Annotated in this window: 22 protein-coding genes and 1 other RNA gene; 12 read left to right on the forward strand and 11 right to left on the reverse strand. The window is 61.9% G+C overall.

Annotated features, from left to right (window positions below; translation table 11 throughout):
- Positions 1-126 precede the first annotated feature (126 nt).
- From hpf to ssrA, 4 genes are all read left to right on the forward strand, one after another.
- On the forward strand, positions 127-429 hold the full coding sequence (hpf, locus tag MJQ68_RS03520; protein WP_238749599.1) for a ribosome hibernation-promoting factor, HPF/YfiA family: 303 nt from the start codon (positions 127-129) through the stop codon (positions 427-429).
- A gap of 71 nt (positions 430-500) precedes the next feature.
- Positions 501-1,451 (forward strand): phosphoribosylaminoimidazolesuccinocarboxamide synthase, encoded by a 951-nt coding sequence (locus MJQ68_RS03525; protein WP_238749600.1) that lies wholly within the window; start codon positions 501-503, stop codon positions 1,449-1,451.
- Positions 1,452-1,481: 30 nt separating this feature from the next.
- Positions 1,482-2,111, forward strand: coding sequence for a fumarylacetoacetate hydrolase family protein (locus MJQ68_RS03530; RefSeq protein ID WP_238749601.1), 630 nt, complete (start codon positions 1,482-1,484; stop codon positions 2,109-2,111).
- A gap of 62 nt (positions 2,112-2,173) precedes the next feature.
- Positions 2,174-2,548, forward strand: a transfer-messenger RNA (tmRNA) gene (ssrA, locus tag MJQ68_RS03535).
- A gap of 140 nt (positions 2,549-2,688) precedes the next feature.
- Here the strand turns inward: ssrA and MJQ68_RS03540 are convergent.
- Both MJQ68_RS03540 and MJQ68_RS17920 read right to left on the reverse strand, forming a co-directional pair.
- The gene (locus tag MJQ68_RS03540) at positions 2,689-5,769 is read right to left on the reverse strand and encodes an alpha-amylase family glycosyl hydrolase (RefSeq protein ID WP_238749602.1); all 3,081 of its coding nucleotides are present in this window, start codon (positions 5,767-5,769) and stop codon (positions 2,689-2,691) included.
- A 110-nt stretch (positions 5,770-5,879) separates the two neighbouring features.
- Positions 5,880-6,521: an RNA recognition motif domain-containing protein gene (locus tag MJQ68_RS17920; RefSeq protein WP_264758991.1), complete on the reverse strand. Its 642-nt coding sequence runs from the start codon at positions 6,519-6,521 to the stop codon at positions 5,880-5,882.
- A gap of 267 nt (positions 6,522-6,788) precedes the next feature.
- On the opposite strand from MJQ68_RS17920, the gene MJQ68_RS03555 reads away from it, so the two are divergent.
- Entirely contained in the window at positions 6,789-7,895 is a 1,107-nt protein-coding gene (locus MJQ68_RS03555; protein WP_238749603.1) for a C40 family peptidase, read from the forward strand.
- On the opposite strand, the gene MJQ68_RS03560 is transcribed toward MJQ68_RS03555, so the two are convergent.
- From MJQ68_RS03560 to MJQ68_RS03575, 4 genes are all read right to left on the reverse strand, one after another.
- Positions 7,871-8,230, reverse strand: coding sequence for a 2TM domain-containing protein (locus tag MJQ68_RS03560; RefSeq protein ID WP_238749604.1), 360 nt, complete (start codon positions 8,228-8,230; stop codon positions 7,871-7,873). The two genes, MJQ68_RS03555 and MJQ68_RS03560, sit on opposite strands and share 25 nt — an antisense overlap.
- 5 nt (positions 8,231-8,235) lie before the next feature.
- Positions 8,236-8,886, reverse strand: a complete 651-nt coding sequence (locus tag MJQ68_RS03565; protein WP_406612752.1) for a phosphatidylserine decarboxylase family protein — start codon at positions 8,884-8,886, stop codon at positions 8,236-8,238.
- Positions 8,887-8,980: 94 nt separating this feature from the next.
- Entirely contained in the window at positions 8,981-10,441 is a 1,461-nt protein-coding gene (locus MJQ68_RS03570; protein WP_238749606.1) for a pyridoxal phosphate-dependent decarboxylase family protein, read from the reverse strand.
- A gap of 2 nt (positions 10,442-10,443) precedes the next feature.
- Positions 10,444-11,856: a phosphohexomutase domain-containing protein gene (locus tag MJQ68_RS03575; RefSeq protein WP_238749607.1), complete on the reverse strand. Its 1,413-nt coding sequence runs from the start codon at positions 11,854-11,856 to the stop codon at positions 10,444-10,446.
- A 98-nt stretch (positions 11,857-11,954) separates the two neighbouring features.
- Between MJQ68_RS03575 and MJQ68_RS03580 the strand changes: the two genes are divergently transcribed.
- The 3 genes from MJQ68_RS03580 to MJQ68_RS03590 all read left to right on the forward strand — a co-directional run bounded on the left by MJQ68_RS03580 (position 11,955) and on the right by MJQ68_RS03590 (position 15,175).
- Positions 11,955-12,581: a LysE family transporter gene (locus tag MJQ68_RS03580; RefSeq protein ID WP_238749608.1), complete on the forward strand. Its 627-nt coding sequence runs from the start codon at positions 11,955-11,957 to the stop codon at positions 12,579-12,581.
- Between the two features lie 94 nt (positions 12,582-12,675).
- Positions 12,676-13,815: an acyl-CoA dehydrogenase family protein gene (locus tag MJQ68_RS03585; protein ID WP_238749609.1), complete on the forward strand. Its 1,140-nt coding sequence runs from the start codon at positions 12,676-12,678 to the stop codon at positions 13,813-13,815.
- Entirely contained in the window at positions 13,796-15,175 is a 1,380-nt protein-coding gene (locus MJQ68_RS03590; protein WP_238749610.1) for a PIG-L family deacetylase, read from the forward strand. Before MJQ68_RS03585 ends, MJQ68_RS03590 begins: the two co-directional genes overlap by 20 nt.
- On the opposite strand, the gene MJQ68_RS03595 is transcribed toward MJQ68_RS03590, so the two are convergent.
- The 3 genes from MJQ68_RS03595 to MJQ68_RS03605 all read right to left on the reverse strand — a co-directional run bounded on the left by MJQ68_RS03595 (position 15,093) and on the right by MJQ68_RS03605 (position 19,230).
- Positions 15,093-16,289: a glycosyltransferase gene (locus MJQ68_RS03595; protein ID WP_238749611.1), complete on the reverse strand. Its 1,197-nt coding sequence runs from the start codon at positions 16,287-16,289 to the stop codon at positions 15,093-15,095. The genes MJQ68_RS03590 and MJQ68_RS03595 overlap by 83 nt on opposite strands.
- 71 nt (positions 16,290-16,360) lie before the next feature.
- A complete protein-coding gene (murB, locus tag MJQ68_RS03600; protein WP_238749612.1) occupies positions 16,361-17,359 on the reverse strand; it encodes a UDP-N-acetylmuramate dehydrogenase in 999 nt (332 codons plus the stop codon).
- Positions 17,356-19,230, reverse strand: coding sequence for an ABC transporter ATP-binding protein (locus tag MJQ68_RS03605; RefSeq protein WP_238749613.1), 1,875 nt, complete (start codon positions 19,228-19,230; stop codon positions 17,356-17,358). Before MJQ68_RS03605 ends, murB begins: the two co-directional genes overlap by 4 nt.
- 197 nt (positions 19,231-19,427) lie before the next feature.
- On the opposite strand from MJQ68_RS03605, the gene MJQ68_RS03610 reads away from it, so the two are divergent.
- Positions 19,428-20,288 (forward strand): DUF6089 family protein, encoded by an 861-nt coding sequence (locus tag MJQ68_RS03610; RefSeq protein ID WP_238749614.1) that lies wholly within the window; start codon positions 19,428-19,430, stop codon positions 20,286-20,288.
- Between the two features lie 102 nt (positions 20,289-20,390).
- Positions 20,391-20,810 carry a YqaE/Pmp3 family membrane protein gene (locus MJQ68_RS03615; RefSeq protein ID WP_238749615.1) on the forward strand — a complete coding sequence of 140 codons (420 nt, stop codon included), beginning with the start codon at positions 20,391-20,393 and terminating at the stop codon, positions 20,808-20,810.
- Here the strand turns inward: MJQ68_RS03615 and lpxB are convergent, their stop codons facing one another.
- The gene (lpxB, locus tag MJQ68_RS03620; protein WP_238749616.1) at positions 20,811-21,893 is read right to left on the reverse strand and encodes a lipid-A-disaccharide synthase; all 1,083 of its coding nucleotides are present in this window, start codon (positions 21,891-21,893) and stop codon (positions 20,811-20,813) included.
- Positions 21,894-22,000: 107 nt separating this feature from the next.
- Between lpxB and MJQ68_RS03625 the strand changes: the two genes are divergently transcribed.
- Entirely contained in the window at positions 22,001-22,459 is a 459-nt protein-coding gene (locus MJQ68_RS03625) for a GNAT family N-acetyltransferase (protein WP_238749617.1), read from the forward strand.
- 47 nt (positions 22,460-22,506) lie between these two features.
- Positions 22,507-23,787, forward strand: a complete 1,281-nt coding sequence (locus MJQ68_RS17965; protein WP_319937467.1) for a replication-associated recombination protein A — start codon at positions 22,507-22,509, stop codon at positions 23,785-23,787.
- Here MJQ68_RS17965 and MJQ68_RS03640 read toward each other — a convergent pair.
- Positions 23,784-24,659, reverse strand: a complete 876-nt coding sequence (locus MJQ68_RS03640; RefSeq protein WP_238749618.1) for an alpha/beta fold hydrolase — start codon at positions 24,657-24,659, stop codon at positions 23,784-23,786. The two genes, MJQ68_RS17965 and MJQ68_RS03640, sit on opposite strands and share 4 nt — an antisense overlap.
- Positions 24,660-24,736 lie beyond the last annotated feature (77 nt).

The following is a 24,736-nucleotide window of genomic DNA, read 5'->3' on the forward strand; positions in this document are numbered from 1 at the left end:
GGCAGTGGGGCGAACGAAAGGGGGTACGGGGTGGTTAGGCTTGCACGGCCGCTCGCCAAGCGGCGCGGTGCAAGGTAGGCCGTTACTGGCGTATCCCTCCCTTTATCTATTTAAAACAAAGCCAAGATGCAGGTAATCATTAATAAGTCTTCGGAACTTTCGGAGGCCACTATCGCGGTCATCAACGAGAAAGTCAACAAATTAGAAACCTACTACGACCGCATCGAGCGCGCCGAGGTATTCGTGAAGGAAGACGACGGCAGTGCCGCCAACGGCCACACCGTGGAGATCCGCCTGGCCATCCCGGGCAACGACCTCTTCGCCACCCACACCGATGAGAGCATCGAGCGGGCCACCGCCGAAGTAGCCGAGGCCCTCCGCCGCCAGATCAAGAAGCACAAGGAGAAGAATGCTTCCCACCAGAATTAATTCGGCGCGGGGGGGAGCGGATTCCGCCCCCTCCCGCCCTTTTTAGGGTAATATTGCAGTAAAGCTTCCCCATGCAAGCCCTGCGCGAAACCCAGCTTACGTTTGATCCCCCCGCCGAGCGCTACGGTGGTAAAGTGCGCGACGTCTACCGCCGCGGCGACCGGCTCCTGATGGTAGCCAGCGACCGCATCAGCTCCTTCGATCACGTCCTGCCACGCGCTATTCCGCACAAGGGACAGATCCTCAATCAGATCGCCGCCCACTTCCTGGAGGCTACCCGCGATATCTGTCCCAACTGGCTCGAAGCCAATCCTGACCCCAACGTAGCTACCGGCAAGGCCTGTACCCCCATCCCCATCGAGATGGTGATCCGCGGCTTCCTGGTCGGCCACGCCTGGCGCGAATACCAGACCGGTCGCCGTACCCTCTGCGGTGTGCCCCTGCCCGACGGCCTACGGGAAGCAGATGCCTTTGCCGAGCCTATCATCACCCCCGCTACGAAGGCCGAGGAAGGCCACGACGAAGACATCAGCCGCGAGGAAATACTTTCCCGCGGCATCGTCTCGGAACGGGTGTACGCTCAATTAGAAGACTACACCCGCCGGCTGTTCTCCCGCGGCACCGCAATGGCCGCAGCCCGCGGTCTGCTGCTGGTCGACACCAAATACGAATTCGGCCTGCTCGACGGCGAGGTCTACCTGATCGATGAGATTCATACGCCGGACTCTAGCCGCTACTTCTACGCCGAAGGCTACGCTGAGCGGCAGCAGCAGGGTGCGCACCAGAAGCAGCTCAGTAAGGAGTTCGTCCGCGAGTGGCTGATGGACCACGACTTTCGGGGGCTGGAAGGACAGATCATGCCGGAGATGCCGGATGACTTCGTAGCCAGCGTCACCCAGCGCTACACCGAGTTGTACGAACGCATCACGGGCAAGTCCTTCGTGCCCGCCGATACCACCGATATTGTCGCACGCATTCAGGCTAATCTAGCCGGTACGGAGTGGACGCCCGTGACCCCCTGACCGTACTTCACTCTCCCTACGTATCCTTCCATGAAGCTCATCTGTATCGGCCGCAACTACGCCGCCCACGCCGCCGAACTCGGCAACGCACGTCCCGACCAGCCCATCGTATTCATGAAGCCCGGCTCGGCCGTACTCAATAATAATAAGCCCTTCTTTTACCCCGACTTCAGTCAGGACATCCACTACGAGATCGAGCTGGTGGTGCGCATCGGTAAGACCGGCCGCCACGTACAGCCGCAGTTTGCCATGGACTACGTGGAGGGGATCGGTCTGGGCCTGGACCTGACGGCGCGCGACCTGCAGCAGGCCTGCAAGGATAAGGGACACCCCTGGGAGATCGCCAAGGCCTTCGACCACTCGGCCCCACTAGGCGCGCATTTCTTTGCACCCGCTGCCCTGCCCGATGTGAACGACGTGGAGTTTAGCCTGGAGAAGAACGGGGAGGAAGTGCAGCACGGCTACAGCCGCAACATGATCTTTTCGCTGACCGAGCTGATTTGCTACGTGAGCCAGTACTTCCGCCTGCAGAAGGGTGATCTGCTCTTCACCGGTACGCCGGAGGGGGTGGGGCCACTGGTGCAGGGGGACGAGCTGGTGGGCTACCTGTGGACCAGCGCGGAGGGGAAAAAAGAAATGCTGCGCACCCGGGTGAAGTAGGAACTTTTGCGGGGGTGGGGCGTTTTTGTATCAGATGGTCGCCCGAATTGGCGAGCTCCAACGGGGGCGTACCGGAATCGACAGGGAAGTAAGCTTTGTAGTAAGCATGCCGGAGCATGATCAGTTACTCCGTTAAAAATAATGATCGAACCCTTTAGTTGGCACTCCCAGCTATGCAATGGCAGCCTAGTCTCAGACTAACTGCCTAAATGTGCCGTGTTGTTGACGCCTGATACACACTTCGCCGCATATCATCACCCCCTCGGGCTGGCCCGCGACCCTGATCTGAGTCGTGAGCGAGATAAAGGATCAAAGGCACCGACCTAAGTGGGTTACCAGACTTACCCGGTGCACTAAAATTTGATTGGTTCCTAAGCATGTAGAAAGTTGCTTTGCGCTTTCGCTGGACGCGAGTTCGACTCTCGCCGCCTCCACTTTATAGACCGGCCTCCGGCCGGTTTAGACCGCTTCGCGGAGTAGACTAGTCCTTGGCTAAGTAGACACTGCGGGGCATCCCGTTGAATAGAAAAGCCCCGACACTCACGCTTGAGTGCCGGGGCTTTTTCTGTGTAGGCCCTTAGCGGATCACTACGCGGCGAATGGCCGAGGCCGTACCGTCCGTCAGGCGCAGGAAGTAGGTACCGGTAGGTAGTCCGCCGACCTGACCGGGCACGGTCTGCGAGCCGGCACCCAGGCTACCACGGAACACCTGCTGTACCGGGCGGCCCAGTAGATCGAGCAGGGTAAGCGTGACCTCCGCGCTACGCTCCAGGGTGAAGGTGGTGGTGAGCTGACCGCTCGTCGGATTGGGGTAGACGGCAAAGGACAGCCGCGCTACGTTGCGATCGTTCAGGCTGGTCATCAGTCGGCCGCCCATAGGCTCTATCCGCTGGGAGAGGTACACCCGGTACTCTCCGGGGGCCAGCTCGATGCCGGCGGCTGGGTCGCTGATCATCGTAGAGTCGCCGCTGAAGTAATCGTACCACATACCGGCGGAGGGCACTGCATTGGTGATGGTCTGGGCCGAAACGTCGAAGTTGCCGAACACGGCCGCTGCGCCGTCACTGCTACTGAGGTGTACGTACTTAATTGCACCGGTGCCGAGCTGGCTGCCGGTGATGTCACCGTGGAAGAAGTCGTAGTTGTTGCGCAGGTAGAGCAGGTCGGCGATGGTGTTGTAGACGTCCCGGCGGTCGGCCTGACTGCGGTAGCTCCATCCGATGGGCTTGGGGTCGGTACGGCAGGATTCGTCGATGCGGTCGCCGCCACAGAAGTTGATGCTGTAATCGTAGCCCAGTTCGCCAAACTGCCAGAGCATCTTGGGGCCGGGCAGGGAGTAGAACAGGGCGCTGCTGAGCTCCACCCGGTCCAGGGCGGTAGACAGGTCCGTGACGTCATAGCTACCCGCGGAATTACCGAAGGACAGGTTCTTGAACATCATCCGCTCCTCGTCGTGGCTCTCCATATAGGCAATGAGACTACGGTCGCTGAAGCCCCGGTTAGCCGCGAGCGCAGGTGCAAGGTTGTCGTTGTCATAACCCATGCTGGCCTGCAAATAGGCATTGTGGGGATCGAAGCCCGACCAGAAGTACATGCCGTTGCCATACTGGGCGAGCTCTTCTTCTTCGCGGGATTCTGCCAGGTGCTCCATGATCATATAGGCACTGTCGTTGACGGACCACACCAGGTCGGCATAGTCCTTCAGGATAGCGATACGGGATGCGTCGTAGCTGCTGAAGGCTTCATCCGTAGTAGTCACCTTCTGGGTAAAGCCCTTGGTGAGGTCCCAGCGGAAGCCGTCGACGTGAAACTCCCTCAGCCAGTAGGCGGCGGTGGTCTTGACGTATTCCTTGGTCAGCGCACTTTCGTGGTTCAGGTCCGTACCTACGTTGTAGAGGTGGCGCGCGGTGACGTTGGCGTAGGGATTGTCGGGACCGGGCACGAAGCTTTCCGCACCGGGCCACAGCTGTACCAGGGGGCTCTGACCGAAGGCGTGGTTGTACACGACATCGAGCACTACGGCGATGTCGCGGGCGTGGGCGGCATCCACGAATGCCTTGAGGTCTTCGGGTGAACCGTAGTACTTATCCAGTGCCATATGGAAGCTCGGATTGTAGCCCCAGCTGATATTACCCTCGAACTCGCTGACGGGCATCAGCTCGATGGTATTGATACCGAGCCGGTCCAGGTAGTCCAGCGTATCGGTGAGCGAAGCGAAGCTGTGATCCGCCAGGAAATCACGGATCAGCAGCTCGTACACCACCATCTTTTCCGGATCAGGCAGCTCGAAGGCGTCGTTACGCCAGACAAATTCAGGAGCCTGCAGGCGGAGCCAGCTTACAATACCCTCCGTCTCGGTAGGGTAGTCGGGGATACCGGCGAAGGTTTCCGGACCGATGAAGCGATCGTCAAATGGATCGAGGACCAGCGTGCTGTAGGGATCTGCGAAGCGCCCCTGATCGTCTACGGCATACTGGTACAGGAAAGTACTGTCGGGTAGACTCGCAGCGGGTAGCTGAATCCAGAAGGTGCTGTCGTCCGGCGTGCGGTTCATGCGGGAGTCCGCTACGGGAGCCCAGTCGTTGAAGTTACCGACTACGAACACATCCGACTTGCCGGGTGCACGCAGTACCAGCATCAGGTCACCGTTGTCCATCCGGGTAGCTCCGGGGCCGGCTCCGGCGGGCAGGGCGGCGATGCTGGGGGCACCGGTGATGTAGGTGACCGTGCGGGAGGCCGTCTCACCGCGGTACGTCGCGGTGACGGTATAAGTGACCACTTCGCCCACTGGTAGGGTGAGCAGCTGCGTCAGCGTACTGTCGCGAGTGGTTTGGAGCACGGTGGTTCCGGCGCTGAGCTGTAGGTCGGCGGTGATGTAGGAGGTAGCCTGTACCGTGACCTGATCACCTACGGTGGCCCGTATTACGGATGCGTCGGGTTGTAGCAGGTCAACCATAAGCTCTCCGGTAACGGAAAACGAATCGCTGGCCTCCAGGCCATCAGCCGTGGCGGTGACGCGTACGGTGTGTGCACCGGGGGTGACGAGCCGGAGGGCGTGGTTGAGCTCCTGTCCCGTACCCGTGGCGACCAGGCTGTCGTTGTCGAAAATAGAGATGGTGGCCTCCGAGGTAGTGCCGGCCGTGACGGGGAGCACCTTGCCGAGGGCGTAGGTCTGCGTGCCTGGCTGACCGGTAAGGGTTAGGGAAAGGGAATCGCCGCTACTGATGTCAACGAAGATATTCGCTCCGCCGGCGGCTTTGCCTTCCTGCGTACCATCGGCGTTACGAAAGACCAGCGCGACCTGCTCGATGACCGTATTCTCATCGGCGTCGAAATATTCCCGTACGGTGGGGGAGAAGGTATAGGTGTACTTGTTGGGCTCACCGGCGACGGGGGTGAGTTTCCACTCATCGTTGGCTACCCCCCAGGTGGTCTGAATATTCTGCCAGTCGCCGCCATCGGCGCTGGCCGGTGTGATGAGACCGGTATGGAGGTAGACATCGCAGTCGCAATCCTTCAGGCCGGCGGTACCGAGACTGGCGTCGTAAGTGATGGTGAGGGACTTATCCGCTACCGGGGCGGCGGGATCGCTGGTGATGAGCTGCGCCGATAGGGAACTGCCCAGCAGCAGAAAGAAAAGAAGGTAATAGTGTGTCATGATCGGATTTTAGGGTGGTGAAAATACAATAGAAAAGCCCCCCGGAATGACTTCCGGGGGGCTTTATCGTATCGTTGCCCCAGCGCGAACGCGCTGGGCATGCGAAAGAACTACTCGTAGCTCTTGTCGCCGCTGCGGTCGTAGCTTCCGCCCCGGTTGCCCCGGTCGTAGCTGGAGTTGTTGTCACGGTCGTAGCTGCCGCGCTCGTAGCCGCCGCCACCACCGCCGCCGCTGTAGCCGCCACGGTCATAGCCGCCGCCTCCGCCGCCGCGTCCGCCACGGTCGTAGCCGCCGCCTCCGCCGCCGCTACCACCACGTCCACCGCGATCGTAGCCGCCGCCTCCGCCGCCGCGTCCGCCACGGTCATAGCCGCCGCCTCCGCCGCCGCCGCCACGGTAACCTCCGCCACCGCCGCCGCCACGGTATCCACCGCCGCCGCCGCTTCCGCCGCCGCCACGGTATCCACCGCCGCCGCCACCACCGTAGCCGCCGCCTCCGCCGCCGCCACCGCCTTTGCGGTCGTTTTCTTTGACGACGATAGTGCGTCCGTCAAGATCAGTTTGGTCAAGCGCCTCGATGGCTGCCTGAGCTTCTTCGTCGCTTGGCATTTCTACAAAACCAAAGCCACGGGAACGACCGGTCTCCCGGTCAAGGATGATTTTTACCGACTCTACTTCGCCGTAGGTGCTGAAGGTGTTCCGAAGGGTATCTTCGTCGGTATCCCAGCTTAGCCGGGCAACAAATAAATTCATAATGAAAAAGGAAAAAGGATGAAAACAAATGGTGTTGTTGCAGGCGGTACGCTAAAGCAATGAAAACTCACAATACGAAAGCCAACTTCAAAACCGTGAATACTACGTTGATAGTAACAGCGCAGGACCCGAAAGTTCCGAGTCACGACAAAAATAACCCCTAAACCAATGCGAAACACAATTATTTTTATAATAATGTTGTTAGCTGCTATCTCGTGTAAAACAGGGGCAGAACGGGAGTCCGACCTTGCACAGTACGAAAATGCGGTGACGGACCTACAACAGCGCTTCGCCCCGGACCGCCGTACCGACCGGGTCGAGGTACGTATATCACCCACAAGCTCCGGTCCTCAGCTCAGCGGATACACCACGGTACCCGCCGCGGCCCGCGCCCTGGATTCCCTGGCCGCGCAGTGGTCAGGCGTCAGCTCGTCCGTCGCCCTACTGCCGCGAGCCGAGCTGACCGGGGAGTACGGCATCATCCGAACTTCGGTGGCCAACATCCGCACCGAGCCGGGACACAGCCAGGAGCTCACCTCCCAGGCCCTCCTCGGTACACCCATCGAATTGCTCGACGCGCGCGACGGCTGGTACCTCATCCGCACCCCCGACCGCTACATCGCCTGGCTCGAGGAAGGGGCCTTCGTGCGCACCGATCGGACCGGACTCACCGCCTGGTTGTCCGAACTCAGCACCTGCGGCCTCGCCCAGACGGACGTGTGGGATACGCCGGAGCGCGGCCGACTGGTATCTGAACTGGTGGCGGGCTGCCTGGTCCAACGCGTGGGGCCACCCACCGGAGACTACCAACTGGTGCGGCTACCCGACGATCGCCGGGGGTACGTCCGGGCCACCGATCTGAAGGACTATGCACGGCTGGCTCAACCCGGCCGGGTAGTCGTAGACTCCATACTGCAGACGGCCTACCAGCAGGTGGGACGGCCCTACCTCTGGGGCGGTACGAGTACGAAGGCCATGGACTGTAGTGGATTCACCAAGACGGCCTACTACCTCAATGGCTACGTGATCCCGCGCGACGCCTCCCAACAGGTGCACGCCGGGGTGGACGTGCCGCTCGACGACGGACTCACCGCACTGCGGCGGGGCGATCTGCTATTCTTCGGTAGCTACCGCGACGACGGTAGCGAGCGGGTGACCCACGTAGGGTTCTACCTCGGCAAGGGACGGTTCCTGCACGCCGGGGCGGACAACGATTATATCACCGAAAACTCACTACTGGAGAAAGATGCGGACTTCGCACCGCACCGCAAGGAGAGTCTGCTGCGCGCGCGGCGCCTGCGGGAGGGTAGTCCGGGCGTGGTGCCGGTGGGGGAGGCGTTCGAGCGGCTTTACACCAGGTCTTCGTCGCGGTAGGGCCGCCGGGCGTCCAGTTCGCGCAGGTCTAGTTGATCGTCCTCCAGGTCGGGCAGGGGCGTACTACCGCTCCGGGGGGTGTCGGTAGGGTGGACGTCTTCCGGATCGGCCAGCGGCCCGTAGAGGCTCAGGGCCTGTAGGGTAATGCCGATGCCCCAGCCCATAATGGGCCAGATCGCCCAGCCGATACGGCCGGTGGTGAGGAGGTTGAGGAGTAAAAAGAAGCCGCACATGACCAGGTAGGTGCGCGCATGACGGCGGAAGTCGAGCTGCTTTTCGCGTAGCGTTTTTTGGTCGTAGGCTTGCTTGCTGGATCGGTTGCGGCGGCGGCTCATGGTATCTAGTCGAGTTCGGCGATGACGGTTTTGTTCCCCTTCACCTTCTGGCCGATCTCCACCTTCAGGCGGGTGCCGATGGGGAGGAACAGATCGACGCGGCTACCGAATTTTATGAATCCGAAGTCTTCCCCCTGTACGACCTGCTGGCCTACCTCGAGGTAGTTCTTGATGCGCTTGGCCAGGGCACCGGCGATCTGGCGCAGCAAGATCTCGGTCTCTCCCGTATCGATGACCACGGTGGTGCGCTCATTCTCGCTGCTGCTCTTGGGGTGCCAGGCTACGAGGTACTTGCCGGGGTGGTACTTATTGTAGGTCACCAGTCCGCTGACCGGGTTGCGGTTGACGTGTACATTGACCGGCGACATAAAAATACTCACCTGCAAACGCTTAGCCTTGAAGTATTCATGCTCGTAAGCTTCCTCGATGACGACCACCTTACCGTCGGCCGGCGCGTACACCAGGTGGTCCGCCTCTTCGGGGACCATACGGGTGGGATTGCGGAAGAACTGCAGGATGGTGACGAAAAACAGTCCCGATGCAATGGCTACGACCGGCAACTGGGCCGGGGCGCGATAGTAGACCAGCGCGCAGATCAGGGCCAGACCGACAAACAGCAGGGCAAGCACCCTACGGCCTTCCGGGTGAATCTTGATCGGTTTACGCAAAGTATTAGGGTTTAGAAGGATTGATCGGTCGTGCTGATGGAGTAACGTAGGCCCGGCGGAAAACGTTCTTGCTCCGGCGGGGCTAAAGTGGTAGAGCAGCCCGTAGCGATAGGAGCTGCTGCCCCGTATCCACCACCCGGGCGAGCATATCCGCCAACTGTCGCTCCGTGGTGAAGGCATTGGTGAGGGTGCAGCGCAGGTAAGTTTGCGCCGCAATTTTTGTCTGTACGATGTAGTAGGTGCCGTCCTCGGTCAGCGTAGCGCGGATCAGCGTATTGACGGCACTGCGCTGCGCCGCCGGCAAGGCCGCATCCACGAAGCGGAAGCATACTATATTCACATCGGGCTCCATGAACAGCTCCAGATTGGGATGCCGGCGTACCAGCCCGGCCAGCGTGCGCCCCAGTGCACCTACCTGCACCACGTAGTCGCGGAACACCTCCGGCCCGTAGGTGGTCAACAGCGTGAACACCCGCAGGCTCAGCGTTCGCTTCGTACACTCGAAGGTGCGGCGGGCGTTGTCCGACCAGTCGTCCTCCGCCGCGCCGGAGCGTCCCAGCAGATAGTCCGCCTCCTGCTGAAAGGTGCGGTAGGCGTCCCCTCCCTCCCGAAAGAAAAGCCCCGTAGTGAGGGCTGGCGTCATGAGCATCTTGTGGAAGTCGAGCGTAAGGCTATCTGCCCGTTCCAGCCCCTCGGTCAGCTGCTGCCGCCCGGGATCCAGCCGCACCGCCGCGCCGTGGGCCCCATCGATGTGGAGCCAGAGCCGGTGCCGCTCGGCCGCGTCCGCCAGTGCGCTCAAGTTATCGTAAGTACCCGTGCTGGTCGTACAGGCACTGCCCACCAGCGCGATGGGCGTAAGGCCGCGCGCCCGCGCATCCGCTACCAGTCCATCGATCAGTTCGGTGCGCATGCGCAATTCCCCGTCGGCCGGCACGTGGATGATCCCCTCCGCCCCCCAGCCCATGATGCGTACGGCCCGGTCGATGCAGTAGTGCGCCTGGGCATTGACGAGCAGGCAGGGGCGCACCGTAGCGTTGCCGTCCTGCCAGGCATCGCTGCCCGCCGGCCACTGCCGGGCGCGCGCCGCCAGTAGCGCCGTCAGATTAGCTAGGGTGCCGCCACTGGTGAGAAAGCCCCCCGTGGTCGGTGCCAGACGGAGTAGTTCGGCGAACCGTTCGATGACCACCTGCTCCATTGCAGCTCCCGGCCGGCCCATCTCGAACACGGCCTGACCGGCATTCATCAGACTGGCCGCCACGTCGCCCAGGGCCGTAAGCGGAGCCGGCGGCACCACCTGATGGCCCATGTAGCCGGGATGGTGGAGGTGCACGTTGTCGGTAAGTAACTGGCGGTATACCTCCTCCGGTGCCGCCCCCCGCTCCAACAAGCTACGCCACACCGACAGGCTATCCTGGGGCGTGGCGTAGGGATTGGCGGGATGGTCCGTCACCCCCTCCAGGTAGTCCGCCAGCTGGTCGATCAGGGCGTGGCCCTGGGTGCGGAAACTGGCCGGGTCGTAGGCGCGGCGTAGCAGCTCGGTCATGGCTAGATGCCCATCTCTGCCCGTCCGGCGTCGAGGATCTTGCGCACTTCGGCTGCGTCGCTGCCCTGGGCGTATACCCGCAGTACGGGCTCAGTACCGCTGGGGCGTACCATGAGCCAGCGGTCTTCACCGTCGAGGTAGAACTTGGTGCCGTCCACGTGTTTGACGTCAGTGACGGTGTAGGGTCCGATCTTCTTGAAGGGGTTCTCCTTGGCCTGCTTGACGATCTCCCACTTACGGTCGTTGTCCACGTGTACGTCGTCGCGGTCGCAGTTGAAGCTACCCACCTTGTCGTAGACCTGCTGGATGAGCTCGTTGAGGGTCTTGCCCGACTTGGCCATGTACTCGGCGATCATCAGTCCGATCCAGATGCCGTCACGCTCGGGGATGTGACCGCTGACGGCTAGTCCGCCGGATTCCTCTCCGCCCACGATCACGTCGCGCTCGGCCATGATCTCGGCGATGTACTTGAAGCCGATCTTGGTCACCTCGTAGGGTAGTCCGTACTGCTCGGCCAGCTGCTTGAGCTTGTCAGTCACCGAGAAGGTCAGGATCACCTCGCCGTTCTTGATGCCCTTGTACTCGTACTGGTACATCAGCAGTAGCAGCAGGATGTGGTGACTGTCCACGAACTCTCCGTTCTCATCGTAGAGTCCGATGCGGTCGGCGTCACCGTCGTTGGCGATGCCCAGGCTGAGCTTCGGATCGGCCTTGATCACGTCGCTGAGCTGCTGCAAATTGCGGGCGATGGGCTCGGGCGCCGTACCCAGGAAGCTGGGGTTGTACGCACAGTGCAGGTGGTGGGCCTTGGGCAGGAGCTTGACCATGGCCGACTGACCGGAGCCGTACATCGCATCGTAGGCGATACCGAAGTCGGCATTGCGGATCAGATCCAGGTCGAAGTTGGTCTTCACATGGTCCAGGTAGATCTGCTCGAAGTCGTGCTCCTCGATCAGCCCCTGCTCGCGCAGTGCATCCAGCTCCGGCAGATCGGTAGGTACGGCATCGGGGATGAGGGCTTCTACAGCGCTGACATCGTCGGGGATACTGGGACCGCCCAGCCGCGACTTGAGCTTATAGCCGTTGTAGTCCGGGGGGTTGTGGCTGGCGGTGATGACTACCCCCAGGTCGGCCTTCGCCTTGACCACGCCGAGACTCACCATGGGTGTAGAGATGAAGGCTGGAGCCAGCAGACTGGTAATGCCGTGCTTGCCCAGTACGCGGGCGGTGGTCTCACTGAAGAGCTTACCACCGAAGCGGCAGTCGTAGCCGATCACTACGCGGGCCGTATCGCCCTGCTGCTTGAGCCACAGCGCGGTGCCTTCGGCGACCCGCTTGACGTTGTCTACGGTGTATTCCTGCGCAATGATGGCGCGCCAGCCGTCGGTACCGAACTTGATCTTGATGGGATCCATGGGGTGAGGTCTTTTGGTGAGTGTCGTGCGAAGGTGCTAAATTTTAGTAGCATGCGCCATACGCAGCGCCTTAAATCTACCCCGCGTACCTTTGGCGGGTGGAATTTCTTACCGCCATGCTCTTTGGTCTGGCCGCCGCCACGGCAGCTACCTGCTTCCCGGGTATGCTCAATATGAATAGTGTAAGCGTCACCCTACGGGCCGGCCGGCGGGCGGGCTACCGCTTCGGGATGGGTATGGCCACGGCTTTCACGAGTCAGGCGGCGCTGGCCGTATTCTTTGCCAGCTACTTCACGGCCCACCCCAGTATCCTCACCTTCATGCGGCAGTGGGCCGTGCTGGTCTTCCTAATCCTGGCCGCCTTCTTCCTCGTCAAGGGATTCCGGGCCAAGCTGCAGGCTGAAGACCCCGACACCCGGCCCTATCACGGTAGTGCCTTTCTGCGCGGCGTGGCACTGGCACTGATGAATTTCCTCACCGTCCCCTACTTTTTTGCCGTCTGCGGCTGGCTACTGGCCGATGGCTACCTGGCGGCCGATCTGGGCTCCCGGCTGGGATTCACCGTGGGCGTAGGCGCCGGTGCACTGACTATTTTCGGGGCCTATGCCCGCAGCGCGCGCTGGATGCAACGGCGTGCCCACTTCCTGACCCGCAACATCAATTTTCTTCTCGGCGGCATTCTAGCCATCCTGGCCGTGGTGCAGGGGATACGCATCTATTTCTAGCCGTACCCACCGAGACCCGCGTGCACCCCCTACTTTTCTCAATTAATAGAACGTACCGGGAACACAGCACGCCCATCTAGTAGTTGAGTACTGTATGGCTACTTCCTTCCCTTCGAACTCCCACCTTAGCCGGGACCCCAGTACCGAATTCATCTCCATCGAGCAGCTGCGGCGGCAGTTCACCGAATGGTCGGCCAGTACCCGCCACTCGCAGGCCTTCCCCCACCGCGAGATGGATGCCCTGCGTCAGGCGGGCTACCTGGGCGTCACCCTGCCGGGCGCCCCCCTTGACCAGCGCAAGGCCAGTACGGCCGGCCTGCTGCGGCTCCTGTACCAGATCGGCCAGGGCAGTCTCAGCGTCGGACGCATCTACGAGGGGCACATCAATGCACTCTACCTGATCGGTGTGTTCGGCACCCCCGCCCAGCAGGAGCGCTGGTACGCCGACGCGCGGGCCGGTCACCTCTTCGGCGTGTGGAACACCCAGATGGGAGATGGCATCCACTTTCATCCTACCGCAACGGATGATCTGCGCATCCAGGGAAGCAAGAGCTTTTGCAGCGGCTCCGTACAGGTCACCCGACCTATCGTGCCCGGTGTGCTGCACGACCACAACGGCAAGGAACTGGGCTGGCAGATGAGTGTCGTTGCCCTGGACCGCCACAGCCCCCCGGTGGATGCATCCTTCTGGACACCCGTGGGGATGCAGAACAGCGTAAGCCACAAGATCGACTTCTCGGACATCGTCATCGCCCGCGACGAGCTGCTGGGCGCACCCGAAGACTACAACAGTCAGCCCCACCTGAGCGGCGGCGCCATTCGCTTTGCGGCCGTACACCTCGGTGGCGGCGCGGCGGTCTACGAGGCTACCCGCACCGCCCTGCGGCAGGCCGGCCGCACCGCCGACCCCTACCAGCGTACCCGGCTGGCCAAGATGGCCATCCGCCTCGAAAGCGGCCGGCACTGGCTCGACCGCGCCGGCCACGTGAACGACCACAGCACCGACCCCCGGGAGATCGTCAACTACGCCAATATGGTCCGCACGGCCATTGCCGATTACTGCAGCGAAATTCTTCAACTGGCCGAGGTGTCCGTCGGTGTACGCGGCATGTTGCACCCGCATCCCCTGGCCCGCCTGCACGGCGACCTCACCACCTACCTGCGCCAGCCTGCCCCCGATGCGACCCTGGAGAGCGTAGGCCAATACTACTTTAATGACGCTCCCTCCGACTGACCCCACGCTGGTAGCAGCCCGCAAGGCCGCCCTGCGCACCGATGCACCCGTTCACCCCGTGGGCGACCTGCAGGCCTGGCAGTCTACCGTCGTCTTTGCCCCCCACGCCGACGATGAATCCCTGGGCTGCGGCGGCCTCATCGCTCTCCTGACCGACCGCGGCCAACGGGTACGCGTAGTCTTCGTGAGCAACGGCGCCATGTCACACGCCAACTCCCGGAAATACTCCTACAACGCCCGGGCCGAGCTGCGGGAACGGGAAGCCCTGGCCGCCTGCGCGATCCTCGGCGTACCGGAGCAGGACGTACACTTCATGCGCCTGCCGGATGGTGCGGTGCCCCGGCAGTGGCACCCTGACTTCGGCGACATCGTCACCGGACTTACCGATCAGCTCAACGCGTGGCAGGCCGATACCCTCGTAGTACCCTGGCGCCGTGACCCCCATGACGACCACCGGGCCACCTGGGAGATCTGCCGTGCTGCGGCCGACCGCTACCGACCCGGTGTGCGCTGGATCGAGTACCCCGTGTGGATGTGGGAAGCGACCAACGTGGTCGACCTGCCGCGCCCCGAGGAGATGGTCGTCTGGCAGCTCGCCGTAGCCGAGCAGCAGGAGCGCAAGCAGCGCGCCATTCACGCTCACGCCTCCCAGTACGCCGGACTTATCGATGATGACCCCACGGGCTTCCAGCTGCAGGAGAATATGCTCGATCACTTCCGTCACCCCACCGAAGTCTTCTTCGAAGACGCCACCAAGCGCCACCGTACGCTGACGGACGCCTACTTCGACACCGTCTACGCCAATAGCGAAGATCCCTGGAACTTCGCTACCAGTCCCTACGAGCGCAAAAAGTATGCCGCCTCCCTGGCCGCCCTGCCGGAAGCCCGCTACGCCAGCGGACTGGAGATCGGCTGCTCCATCGGCGTGCTTACCTCCCTACTGGCCCAGCGCTGCGACCGGCTGCTGGCCGTAGATATTTCCGAAGCCGCCCTCGAGCGTGCCCGTGCACGGCTCGCGGGTGAGGTGCACGTTTCCTTTCGTCGCATGACCCTGCCGGAGGAGTTTCCCGATCGCCACTTCGACCTGGTGGTGCTCTCCGAGGTGGGCTACTACTGGAGCTACGGCGACCTCGACCGCGCCATCGAGCGCATCGGCCGGGCACTGAATCCCGGAGGCACCCTACTGCTCGTCCACTACACCCCCTACGTCCCCGATTATCCCCTCACCGGCGATGAGGTACACGAGGCCTTTGCCGATCAGCTCCCGGACTTCTACGCTATACGGAGTGAGCGGGCCGATCGCTACCGGCTCGACGTTTGGAAGCGGAAGGGCGGGGCCGCAGGTGCATCGAACGGGTGAACCGGCGCAGCTCCCGCACCGCCTGCTCGAAGGGCGCGTCGGAAAACTCGTGAGTCCGTTCCAGGATGTGTCGAAACTCCTGGTACAACTGACCGGCCGTCTGAGCCCCCACGATCCGTTTCTCCAGCTCCTGGAACGACATACCCAGGTAGTTAGCCAGTTCGAACAGCGCCGGGGAATGGCCGATACGGCGTTCGTAGAAGGCCCGGCGCAGCGCCACCTTCCACTTGTACAGCATGATGCAGTGGCGTAATCCCCACACGACGGGTTTACGTCCCTCGTTTTCCATCTTCACCCACTCGTCCAGGGTATGGCTGAAGGCGATCCCATCGATCCGGTCACTCTCCCGATCACTGGTGTATACCTTGATTCGGGGGTCGTGCACCACCTGGATATCGATACGCTCCATCGCCCACACCAGCTGTATGTCTTCGATGCAGCGCGCGGCGGGCATGCCTCCACAGGCCAGGTAGGCCGCTTTACGCACCGCGATGCTGGGGCCAAAGTGCTGAAAGTGGCGTGGCCAGGGGTCCTGCGTGCAGGGGTCGATGCTAGACTCCAGCCGCGTCTGCAGCATCCGGTAGGTCACATCCTGGAGGTAGATCTTGCGGTAGCCCTCCCGCGCGCGCTGCCGCACCATGATGCGCCCGCCCACTGCCTGAGCCCCCCGCGCCAGGGCTTGCTCCGTATAATACAGCCAGTGCCGGTCGACGGTACTATCCGCGTCCGTGGTGCAGATGATACCGTCCGGGGGCAGCCGCGCCACGGCCAGGTCGCCCAGTAAGCGGCGGGCCACACCTACGCTGGCTACGTCCCGTGGAATGTCCACTTCGATCACGTGCAGCCCAAAGTCCGGATGCTGGCTGCCGTAGGAACGGGCCACGGCAGCGGTACGGTCGCTACAGTTGTTGGCCAGCACGATGACCTCATAGTGGGTGGGGGGTATGCGCCGCCCGGCAGGATCGTACTGTAGGTGCAGTGCGCGCAGGGTAGCCACGATGCCCCCGGCCTCATCCTTGGCGGGGATGGTGATGCAGTAGGAGCAGTCCGGACCCACGTGGCGGGACCCATTCGGTACGGAAAGGGGAGGAAGTCCTGGAGGCAGATCGAACAAGGGGTAGACTGACTGTGTGCCGTGTTCTAAGTCAGTTATCGACCCGGAGGTTGCGTGTACAGCTTACTCACTTAGTCACACCGACCGATCAACTGCACTTCTCGCTCCAGTTGTACGCCGAAGCGGGCGGCCACCGTCTCCTGCACCTGTGTACTGAATGCAAGCACGTCGCGGCCGGTCGCCCCACCCCGATTGACCAGCACCAGTGCCTGCCGGGCGTAGGTGCCGACGCGCGGCGTCCCCGTGCCCCGCAGTCCCGCGCGATCGATGAGCCAGCCTGCGGGAAGTTTCACGGAGGTATCGTCGATGGGGTAGGCGGGCAGGTCTGTATACTGTTCGTGCAACGCTTCGTACTGTGGGCGGGGTACCACCGGGTTCTTAAAGAAGCTTCCGCTGTTTCCGAGAAAGAACCAGTCGGGGAGCTTGCTTCGTCGGATGGCCGTCACCGCGGCAGCAACGTCACTGGCCGTAGGCTGATCGATCTGGCGCAGTTCCAGCTCCGTGCGGATAGCCCCGTAGTCCAGTTTGAGGGCGCGCGGCTCACTCAGGTCGAAGGATACGGCCGTGATCAGGTACCGCCCGGGCTCCCGCTTGAAGCGGCTGTCGCGGTATCCGAAGGCACAGTCTGCCGGACTCAGATCCACCGCCCCCACGCCGTATTCCCAGGCGTGTACCGTGGTGATGAATTCGGCGACCTCCGATCCGTAAGCGCCGATGTTCTGCACCGGCGAGGCCCCTACCGTACCGGGGATCAGGATCAGATTCTCCATGCCGCTGTGACCCTGTTCCAGGGTGTAGCGCACGAACTGATTCCAGTCGGTGCCGGCAGCTACCCGGTAGCGGCCCTTCCCGTCCGCCCAGGTCACGCCGCTCAGTTGGACGTGCACCGTAAGGCCCGGTAGCTCGTCCATGAGCAGCAGGTTGCTTCCTCCTCCTAGCACGAGGTCGGGGGCTTGTCGGAATAGGGGGTCGGTAAGCTGCGCCTCGTCCGTGAGCGCAAGGAAACGCTCGGCCACTGCGGGCAGTCCGAAGGTGTTGAAGCGACGTAGGTCTACCTGCTGCTGGATCATTCGGCCAGGTCGAATTGCAGGCGGGCCAGGGCCGAATACGCTCCGTGGGGCCGTACGCTCAGTTCGGCGTGGGTACCCGATTCTACGATGGTGCCGTTCTCGATCACGTAGATGCGGTCCACGTCGCGGATCGTAGCCAGGCGGTGGGCGATAATGATGCTGGTACGGCCGCGCATGAGGTTATCCAGGGCTTCCTGTACGACGCGCTCGCTCTCAGCATCCAGGCTGCTGGTGGCCTCGTCGAGGAGCAGAATTTTGGGGTCCTTGAGGATAGCCCGGGCGATAGCTACCCGCTGCCGCTGTCCGCCGCTAAGCTGAATGCCCCGGTCGCCGACCAGGGTGTCCAGTCCTTCCGGGAAGGTGTCGATGAAGTCCAGCGCATTCGCCTGGCGGGCGGCGGCGCGGACCTGCTCGTCCGTAGCGTCGAGCTTACCGTAGGTGATGTTTTCGCGGATGGTACCGCCGAACAGCAGGACCTCCTGGGGCACCAGGGCCAGCTGATCGCGGTAGGCTTCCAGTCCGAAGGCTTCGATGTCCTGACCGTCTACGGTCACCCGGCCCTGGGTCACGGGGTAGAAACGCAGCAGGAGCTTGACGATGGTGGACTTGCCGCTGCCACTAGCCCCCACCAGTGCCACCTTCTCCCCGGGGGCTACGTGGAGGTCGATGCCCTTGAGTACGGTGATGTCAGGGCGGGTAGGGTAGGAGAACACTACATTCTCGTAGTCGATCGCACCGGTAAGGTCGTCACAGGATGCCGCTGCCAGCTCGCCGTTCATTGGCACCGGCGTCCCCGCCCCTTCTTGTTGTACTTCTTCTACCCCGTCGTCCGTGCCCTCGAACTCCTGACTGTCGAGAATGTCGACTACGCGATCCGAGGCGCCGAGGGCACCGACAATCTCCCCGTAGAAACTACCGAGACTAGCCACGGAGCCGCCGATGATGGCCGTGAAGACGATGAAGCTGAACAGATCGCCCACCGGTAGGTCACCGGCCTGCACCAGTAGGATGGCGCGGTAAATAATGAAGAACAGGGCGCCGAACATGACGCTGACGATGAAGGCCGAGAATACGCCCCGGGCGTTGGCGGTACGGATGGAAATGTCGACCGACTCATCGATGCTGCGGCTGTAGCGCGCCAGCTCGAAATCCTCATTGGTGTAGGCCTTGACGGTGGAGATGCTCTGTAGGGTCTCTTCGACGATGACGTTGCTCTGGGCCAGTTTTTCCTGGCGGGCCTTGGTCATGCGGCGCACGTAGCGGCCGAAGAACATGGCCGCGATCACTACCACCGGAAATACGATGAGGCTGACCAGCGCCAGCCGGAACATGGTGAAGAGGATAAACAAGGTGGCTCCGAGCAGGATGATGATCTGCCGGGCAAACTCCGTGAGGGTGAGGCTGAATACCCCCTGGATCTGCGTGATGTCGTTGGTGATACGGCTGGTCAGCTCGCCCACCCGGCTGCGCTCGAAGAAGGGGATATTGAGGTGGAGGATCTTGGCAAACAGGTCCTTGCGCAGGGCGGCCATCGAGCGCTCGCTGACGATGGCCTGGATGCGTACGCGGTAAAAGCTGAGGGGCGCCTGGATGACCAGCAGACCCGCAAGGAGCAGAAACACCTCATCGACGGTGAGGCCGTACTTACCCTTGCCGTTGTAGACGTTGAGGGCCTCGCCGGGGAGTTGCAGGATGATCAGGAACACCAGCGAGCTCAGGCCCAGGATCACGAAGCTCAGCGCAAATAGCCAGCGGTAGCGCCAGACGTAGTCGAAGATGCGCAGGGAGCGGCGCAGCCGATCCTTGGTGATGCGGGGTTTGGTCGCTGCGTCGTCGTCGTCGGTAGGCGGTGAAGGGGGAGTGGAGGCCATGAGTCACAAAGGAACCGAACTTGGCGGTAAAAGGTCAGGTCCCACGGGTTTTTTGAACTTATTCGGACAAAGCGCGGTACTATTCACCGATTTGCGGAGCGTCCGCTTGGCTACCAAATGTAGCAAGTGACGCCTACAATTTTACGGCTGAAAATATGTTTAAGCCGTATTGCCTCCTTTGATCCCAACCTAGCTTGATGAAACATTTCACCCTTCTTCTCCTTCTCGCGGCCTTACTGTGCGGGAGCAGCACCGTCAGTGCCCAGCGTTACTTCGAAGTAGGCCTGCAGGGGGGCGATATGCCGTACAACGGCGACCTGAGCGATCCGGGTATCGGCTTTCTGAGTGACTGGAACACCTTCGGCGGCTTCTACCTGCGGTACCGGCCGATCAGCCGGGTCGGCCTGCGCCTGAATGGCATTTTCGGACGCATCGAGGCGGAGAACGAAACCTCCGTGCGGATAAGTCAGGACGAGCGCGCTGCCATCACCCGTAACTTTCGCTCCCGCATCCAAGAATTTAGCTTGGCTGCTGAGTTCGACCTTTTTTATTTGGGCGACCCGGAAGACCGCTTTGTAGCTCCCTACCTGATGGTGGGCATCGGACGCACCGCCTTCGAGCCGCAGTCGCAGGATGACGGAGTGTACTATGACCTACAGCCGCTTAAGACCGAAGGGCAGGGTATTCGGACCGGAGCCTACGATCCGGCCCCCTACGCGCTGAATATCACGACCTATCACGTCGGCGGCGGCCTGCGGGCCAAATTAGGGGAACGCATTGTTGTTGGCGGTGAGGTAAGTGGCCGGCTGACCGGCACTGATTACCTGGACGATATTTCTGGACGACGCCTGAACTACCAGGAAGTGCTCGCTAACACAACCACCCAGGGAGCCTTCTTTTCCAACCCTGCCGTACAACCGGGCGAAGCACCAGATAATCTAAACTACTCTCGGGGAGGCAGCTCTGATGATTTCTACTTCCTAATCAACCTCACCGTAGGCATCCGTCTAGGTGGTTGGGGCGGAGGCCGCGGGGGCAATGGCTGCTACTCGTTCTAGCGCAGCCTGTGTCGCGTCATTTTTGATCCGGCTACAAACCTCGTAGGATAAAGTGGGTTTGCTTGGGTGGCAATACTGCCAGACCGACCATACCTGCATTTTATGAGCCTCCGCACACTTACCCTTTCCTTACTGCTGACTCTACTGGCCTTTGGTCCCCTGAGTGCTGCCATTGGAGTACCCGTCACTCCGGCCACCACCGAATCGGCCACTGCCACGGAAGCCGCCGCACTAGAAGCAGCCCGTGAATACACCGCATCGCTGAAGAGCATGACCGCCAAGGAGCGTCGTACCCTCAAGCGGGAGCAGCGCCGCGCGGTGAAGGATGCGCTCGAAAACCATCAGGACGCCAGCACCAACACCATCCTGCTCGTCATCCTGGCCGTCCTGCTTCCTCCCGTCGCCGTACTGGTGTACGAAGGTGAATTGAATAACAAGTTCTGGATCGCCCTACTGCTTACCCTGCTGTTCTACCTTCCGGGCCTTATCTACGCCCTGCTGGTTATTTTCGGCAATATGTAATCATCCGATAATCGCCGCAGCCGCCCGCTCCGCCGCGCCCCCCGCGCCCAGCACGCGCCGCAGCTGTTGCAACTCTTCTAATTGCCGGTCCCGCACGGGGCCGGCAATTATTTTTTGTAGCTCGGCGGTCAGCCGCGTCACGTTGAAGTCTGCCTGGATCAGCTCCGGTACGACTTCCCGATCCATCACCAGATTAACCAGCGAGATATACTTGATCCGGCTAGCTACCAGCCGGCGCGCCAGCCAGTAGTTCAGGGCATTGCCCCGGTAGCAGACCACCTGCGGCACCCCGAACAGGGCCGTTTCCAGCGTAGCCGTTCCGCTAGTTACCAGTGCCGTGTGGGCCGTGGCAAGTACCTCGTAGGTGTTGCCCTGTACCAGTTCGAGCTTCGGCGGTACGTCCGCAGCCTGTAGGTACTGCCGGTACAACTCCGCGTCTTGCCCGGGCGCTCCCGCAATCACGTACCGCTGCTCAGGCAGGCGGGCTGCGGCGGCCAGCATGGGGGGCAGGCTGCGATCGATCTCCTGCCTGCGGGAGCCGGGTAGCAGGGCTACGTGGGTACGGGGACGGGAATCCGTCTGCTTCACAACATCGAGTAGCGGGTGACCCACGAAGGTGGCCTCCACGCCGTGCTCCGCGTAGAACGCCTCTTCGAAGGGCAGAATGACCAACATGCGGTCCACATTAGCCCGTACCTGCTTGACCCGGCTGGTGTGCCAGGCCCAGATCTGGGGGCTGATGTAGTAGCTGATGTCGTAGCCGGCCCTGCGGGCCCACTTGGCCATGCGCAGGTTAAAGCCCGGGTAGTCGATGAGCACTAGGCGGTCGGGCCGAAAGTCCGCGATATCCGCTTTGCAGGCCCGGAAGTTACTCAGGATGGTCGGTAGGTTCTTCACCACCTCTACGAAGCCCATAAAGGCCAGTTCGCGGTAGTGCTTGACCACCTCGGCGCCGGCTGCAGCCATCAGCTCACCACCCCAGGCCCGTATCTCGGCCGCAGGGTCGCGCGCGCGCAGGGCTTCTACGAGTTTAGCTCCGTGGAGGTCTCCGGATGCTTCGCCGGCGATTAGGTAGTAGCGCAAGGGGGGGGAGGGGGTTAGGTCGCTTCGCTCGGTAAGCTGGTGGTCATGGCGAAGATAGCTAGCGCGGTGTAGCCGGCCGTGCGTTACTTCGTGGCAAAGTTTATGGAATGACGGTCGAATGGACGCACTACACCTTCGAGCAGCTGGATGTACATCTGCTGTACGCGATCCTGGCCCTGCGGCAGGAGGTCTTCGTCGTGGAGCAGACCTGCTACTACCAGGATGCGGACGGTAAGGATCAGCAGGCCATCCACGTGGTAGGTATGCAGGACGGTAAGGTCGTAGCGTACACCCGGATACTGGATCGGGGTATCTCCTACCCGGACTACGCCAGCATCGGACGGGTGGTGACCTCCCCCACCGTCCGCGGACAGGGACTGGGCCGGCCGCTAATGGACTACTCTATGCGTGTACTCTATGAACACTTTGGGGAGCAAGCGGTGAAGATCAGCGCACAGGCTCACCTACAGGACTTTTACGGGAGCCTGGGCTACCGTGGGGTAGGGGAGGAGTACCTGGAGGATGGTATCCCCCACCGGGCGATGGTGCTGGGAGATCCTGCTTAGGCTCTCTTGCTCCTGCGCTACACGACGCGAACCAGTACCTTCGCCGCATGCAGCCCCTAGCCGAACGAATGCGCCCCACCTCCCTCGACACTTACGTCGGACAGCAGCACCTGGTGGGCCCCGGGGCCGTACTGCGACGGGCCATCGAAACGGGGCGACTGCCCAGCTTCATCCTGTGGGGCCCGCCGGGCGTCGGGAAGACCACCCTGGCCCGTATCGTGGCCGGTCAGCTGGAGGTGCCCTTCTACATGCTCTCGGCGATCAACTCAGGAGTGAAGGACGTGCGCGAGACGATCGAAAAGGCGAAGCGGGGGAAGTTCTTTCAGTCCGCCTCCCCGATCCTGTTCATCGACGAGATCCACCGCTTCAGTAAATCGCAGCAGGACAGCCTGCTCGGTGCCGTGGAGGCCGGTACCGTGACCCTGATCGGTGCTACGACCGAGAACCCCAGCTTCGAAGTCATCCCCGCGCTACTCAGCCGCGCCCAGGTCTACGTCCTCGAGCCCCTGGGGCGGGACGAGCTGACCGGCATGGTCGACCGGGCGCTGGCCGAAGACGAATACCTCAGCAAGATGGAGGTCGTCGTGGAGGATTACGACAGCCTGCTCCGCTTCTCAGGGGGCGACGGGCGCCGGCTCTACAACGTCCTGGAGCTGGTGACCCACGAGGCGGCCGACGGACAGCCCGTCGTACTCGACACCGACTACATCACGGCCCGCGTACAGGAGAACCTGACACGCTACGACAAGACCGGCGAGCAGCACTTCGATATCGCTTCGGCCCTGATCAAGAGTATCCGGGGCAGTGATCCTAACGCCGCAGTGTACTGGCTAGCCCGCATGGTGGAGGGCGGGGAAGACCTAAAATTCATCGCCCGCCGGCTGGTGATTTCCGCCTCGGAAGACGTCGGACTAGCTAATCCCAATGCCCTGCTCATGGCTACCACCGCAGCCCAGGCTGCTCAGCTGGTTGGCTATCCCGAGGCACGGATCATTTTGAGTCAGGCTGCGATCTACCTCGCTACGAGCGCCAAGTCGAACAGTAGTTACAAGGCCATCGGCGCGGCCCAGCAGGCGGTACGGCAGACCGGCACCCTTCCCGTTCCCCTGCACCTGCGCAACGCGCCCACTAAGTTGATGAAGCAGTTGGACTACGGGAAGAACTACCAGTACAGCCACGACAAACCTGGCAACTTCAGTCGCCAGGAGTACCTGCCGGAGGAGCTTTCGGGCACCGCCTTCTTCAAGCCGCAGACCAATAACGCTACCGAGGTGAAGATCCGCGAGCGCATGCAGCAGCAGTGGGGCGAGAAGTACGGTAAGGACTAGACGCGGTCCAGCAAGTAGTGCAAGTAATGCTTGAGCAGCTTCGGGGCGGTGTAAAGCAGATCGTGCTGTTTGCCCTTGACCATATGGTGGACGACCGTGGGGGCACCGGTCAGCTTATCGCAGGCGTAGTAGGCGTTGCGGGGATAGATCAGCCAGTCGTCGGTGCCGTGGAGGATAACGGTAGGTGCGTCGATATTGTCCCACTCGCTGGCCATAGCTTCCAGCTCGGCCTGGTGGGCGAGCTTTTCGTGGTTGGCGGTATTGATGCCGCTGGGCAGGAGCCAGGAAAGTGACCAGTGGGAGGTCGGGTGAGTGATCCAGTAGGTGTATTCCTCTTTCGGAGCCATGCTGGCGGACTGTAGGAGGAGTCCGTCGACCAATTGGGGAAAATCCATCGCCAGACGGGCGCTCACCGTACCGCCGTAGCTGCTGCCGTGCACTACCACCTTCTGACGGGGTTGCCGGCGCGAGCGAATAACAGCGGCGACATTTTCTGCTTGCTCCCGGACCGAGGTCATGGGGTTTCCCAGTCCGCTACCGCCGTAGCCGGGCCGGTCGATGGCTAGAATATTGGCCTCGGCGCGTAGGGCCGAGTCGCGCATCATGGTGATCCACCAGGCGCTCGACGAGGGGGCACCGTGGATGAATACGAGGAGGGGCTTGCTGCGGTCCTGCCCGATCTGCAGGAAGCGGAGTTTGCGGCTGCTGCCTTCCAGGTAGCCGATCTCGGCGTCCAGCTCCTCACTCTCGAGGATGGCGCTGAGCTGGCGGTCGTCCATCTGGATACGCACGTAGGGCTCCAGCCGGTAGACCGCATAGGCTACGAACAGGAACACGGCGAGCAGGGCCAGAAACCGCTTTTTCAAGAACATGGGGCGGGGAATATACTAGTAAGACGCCGCACGACCGGTAGCTGTTGTGCATTCTCCCGCTAGCGCGTAGTTTTGCG

Origin of the sequence: Neolewinella maritima, from assembly GCF_923081025.1 — a bacterium.
Lineage (GTDB): Bacteria > Bacteroidota > Bacteroidia > Chitinophagales > Saprospiraceae > Neolewinella > Neolewinella maritima.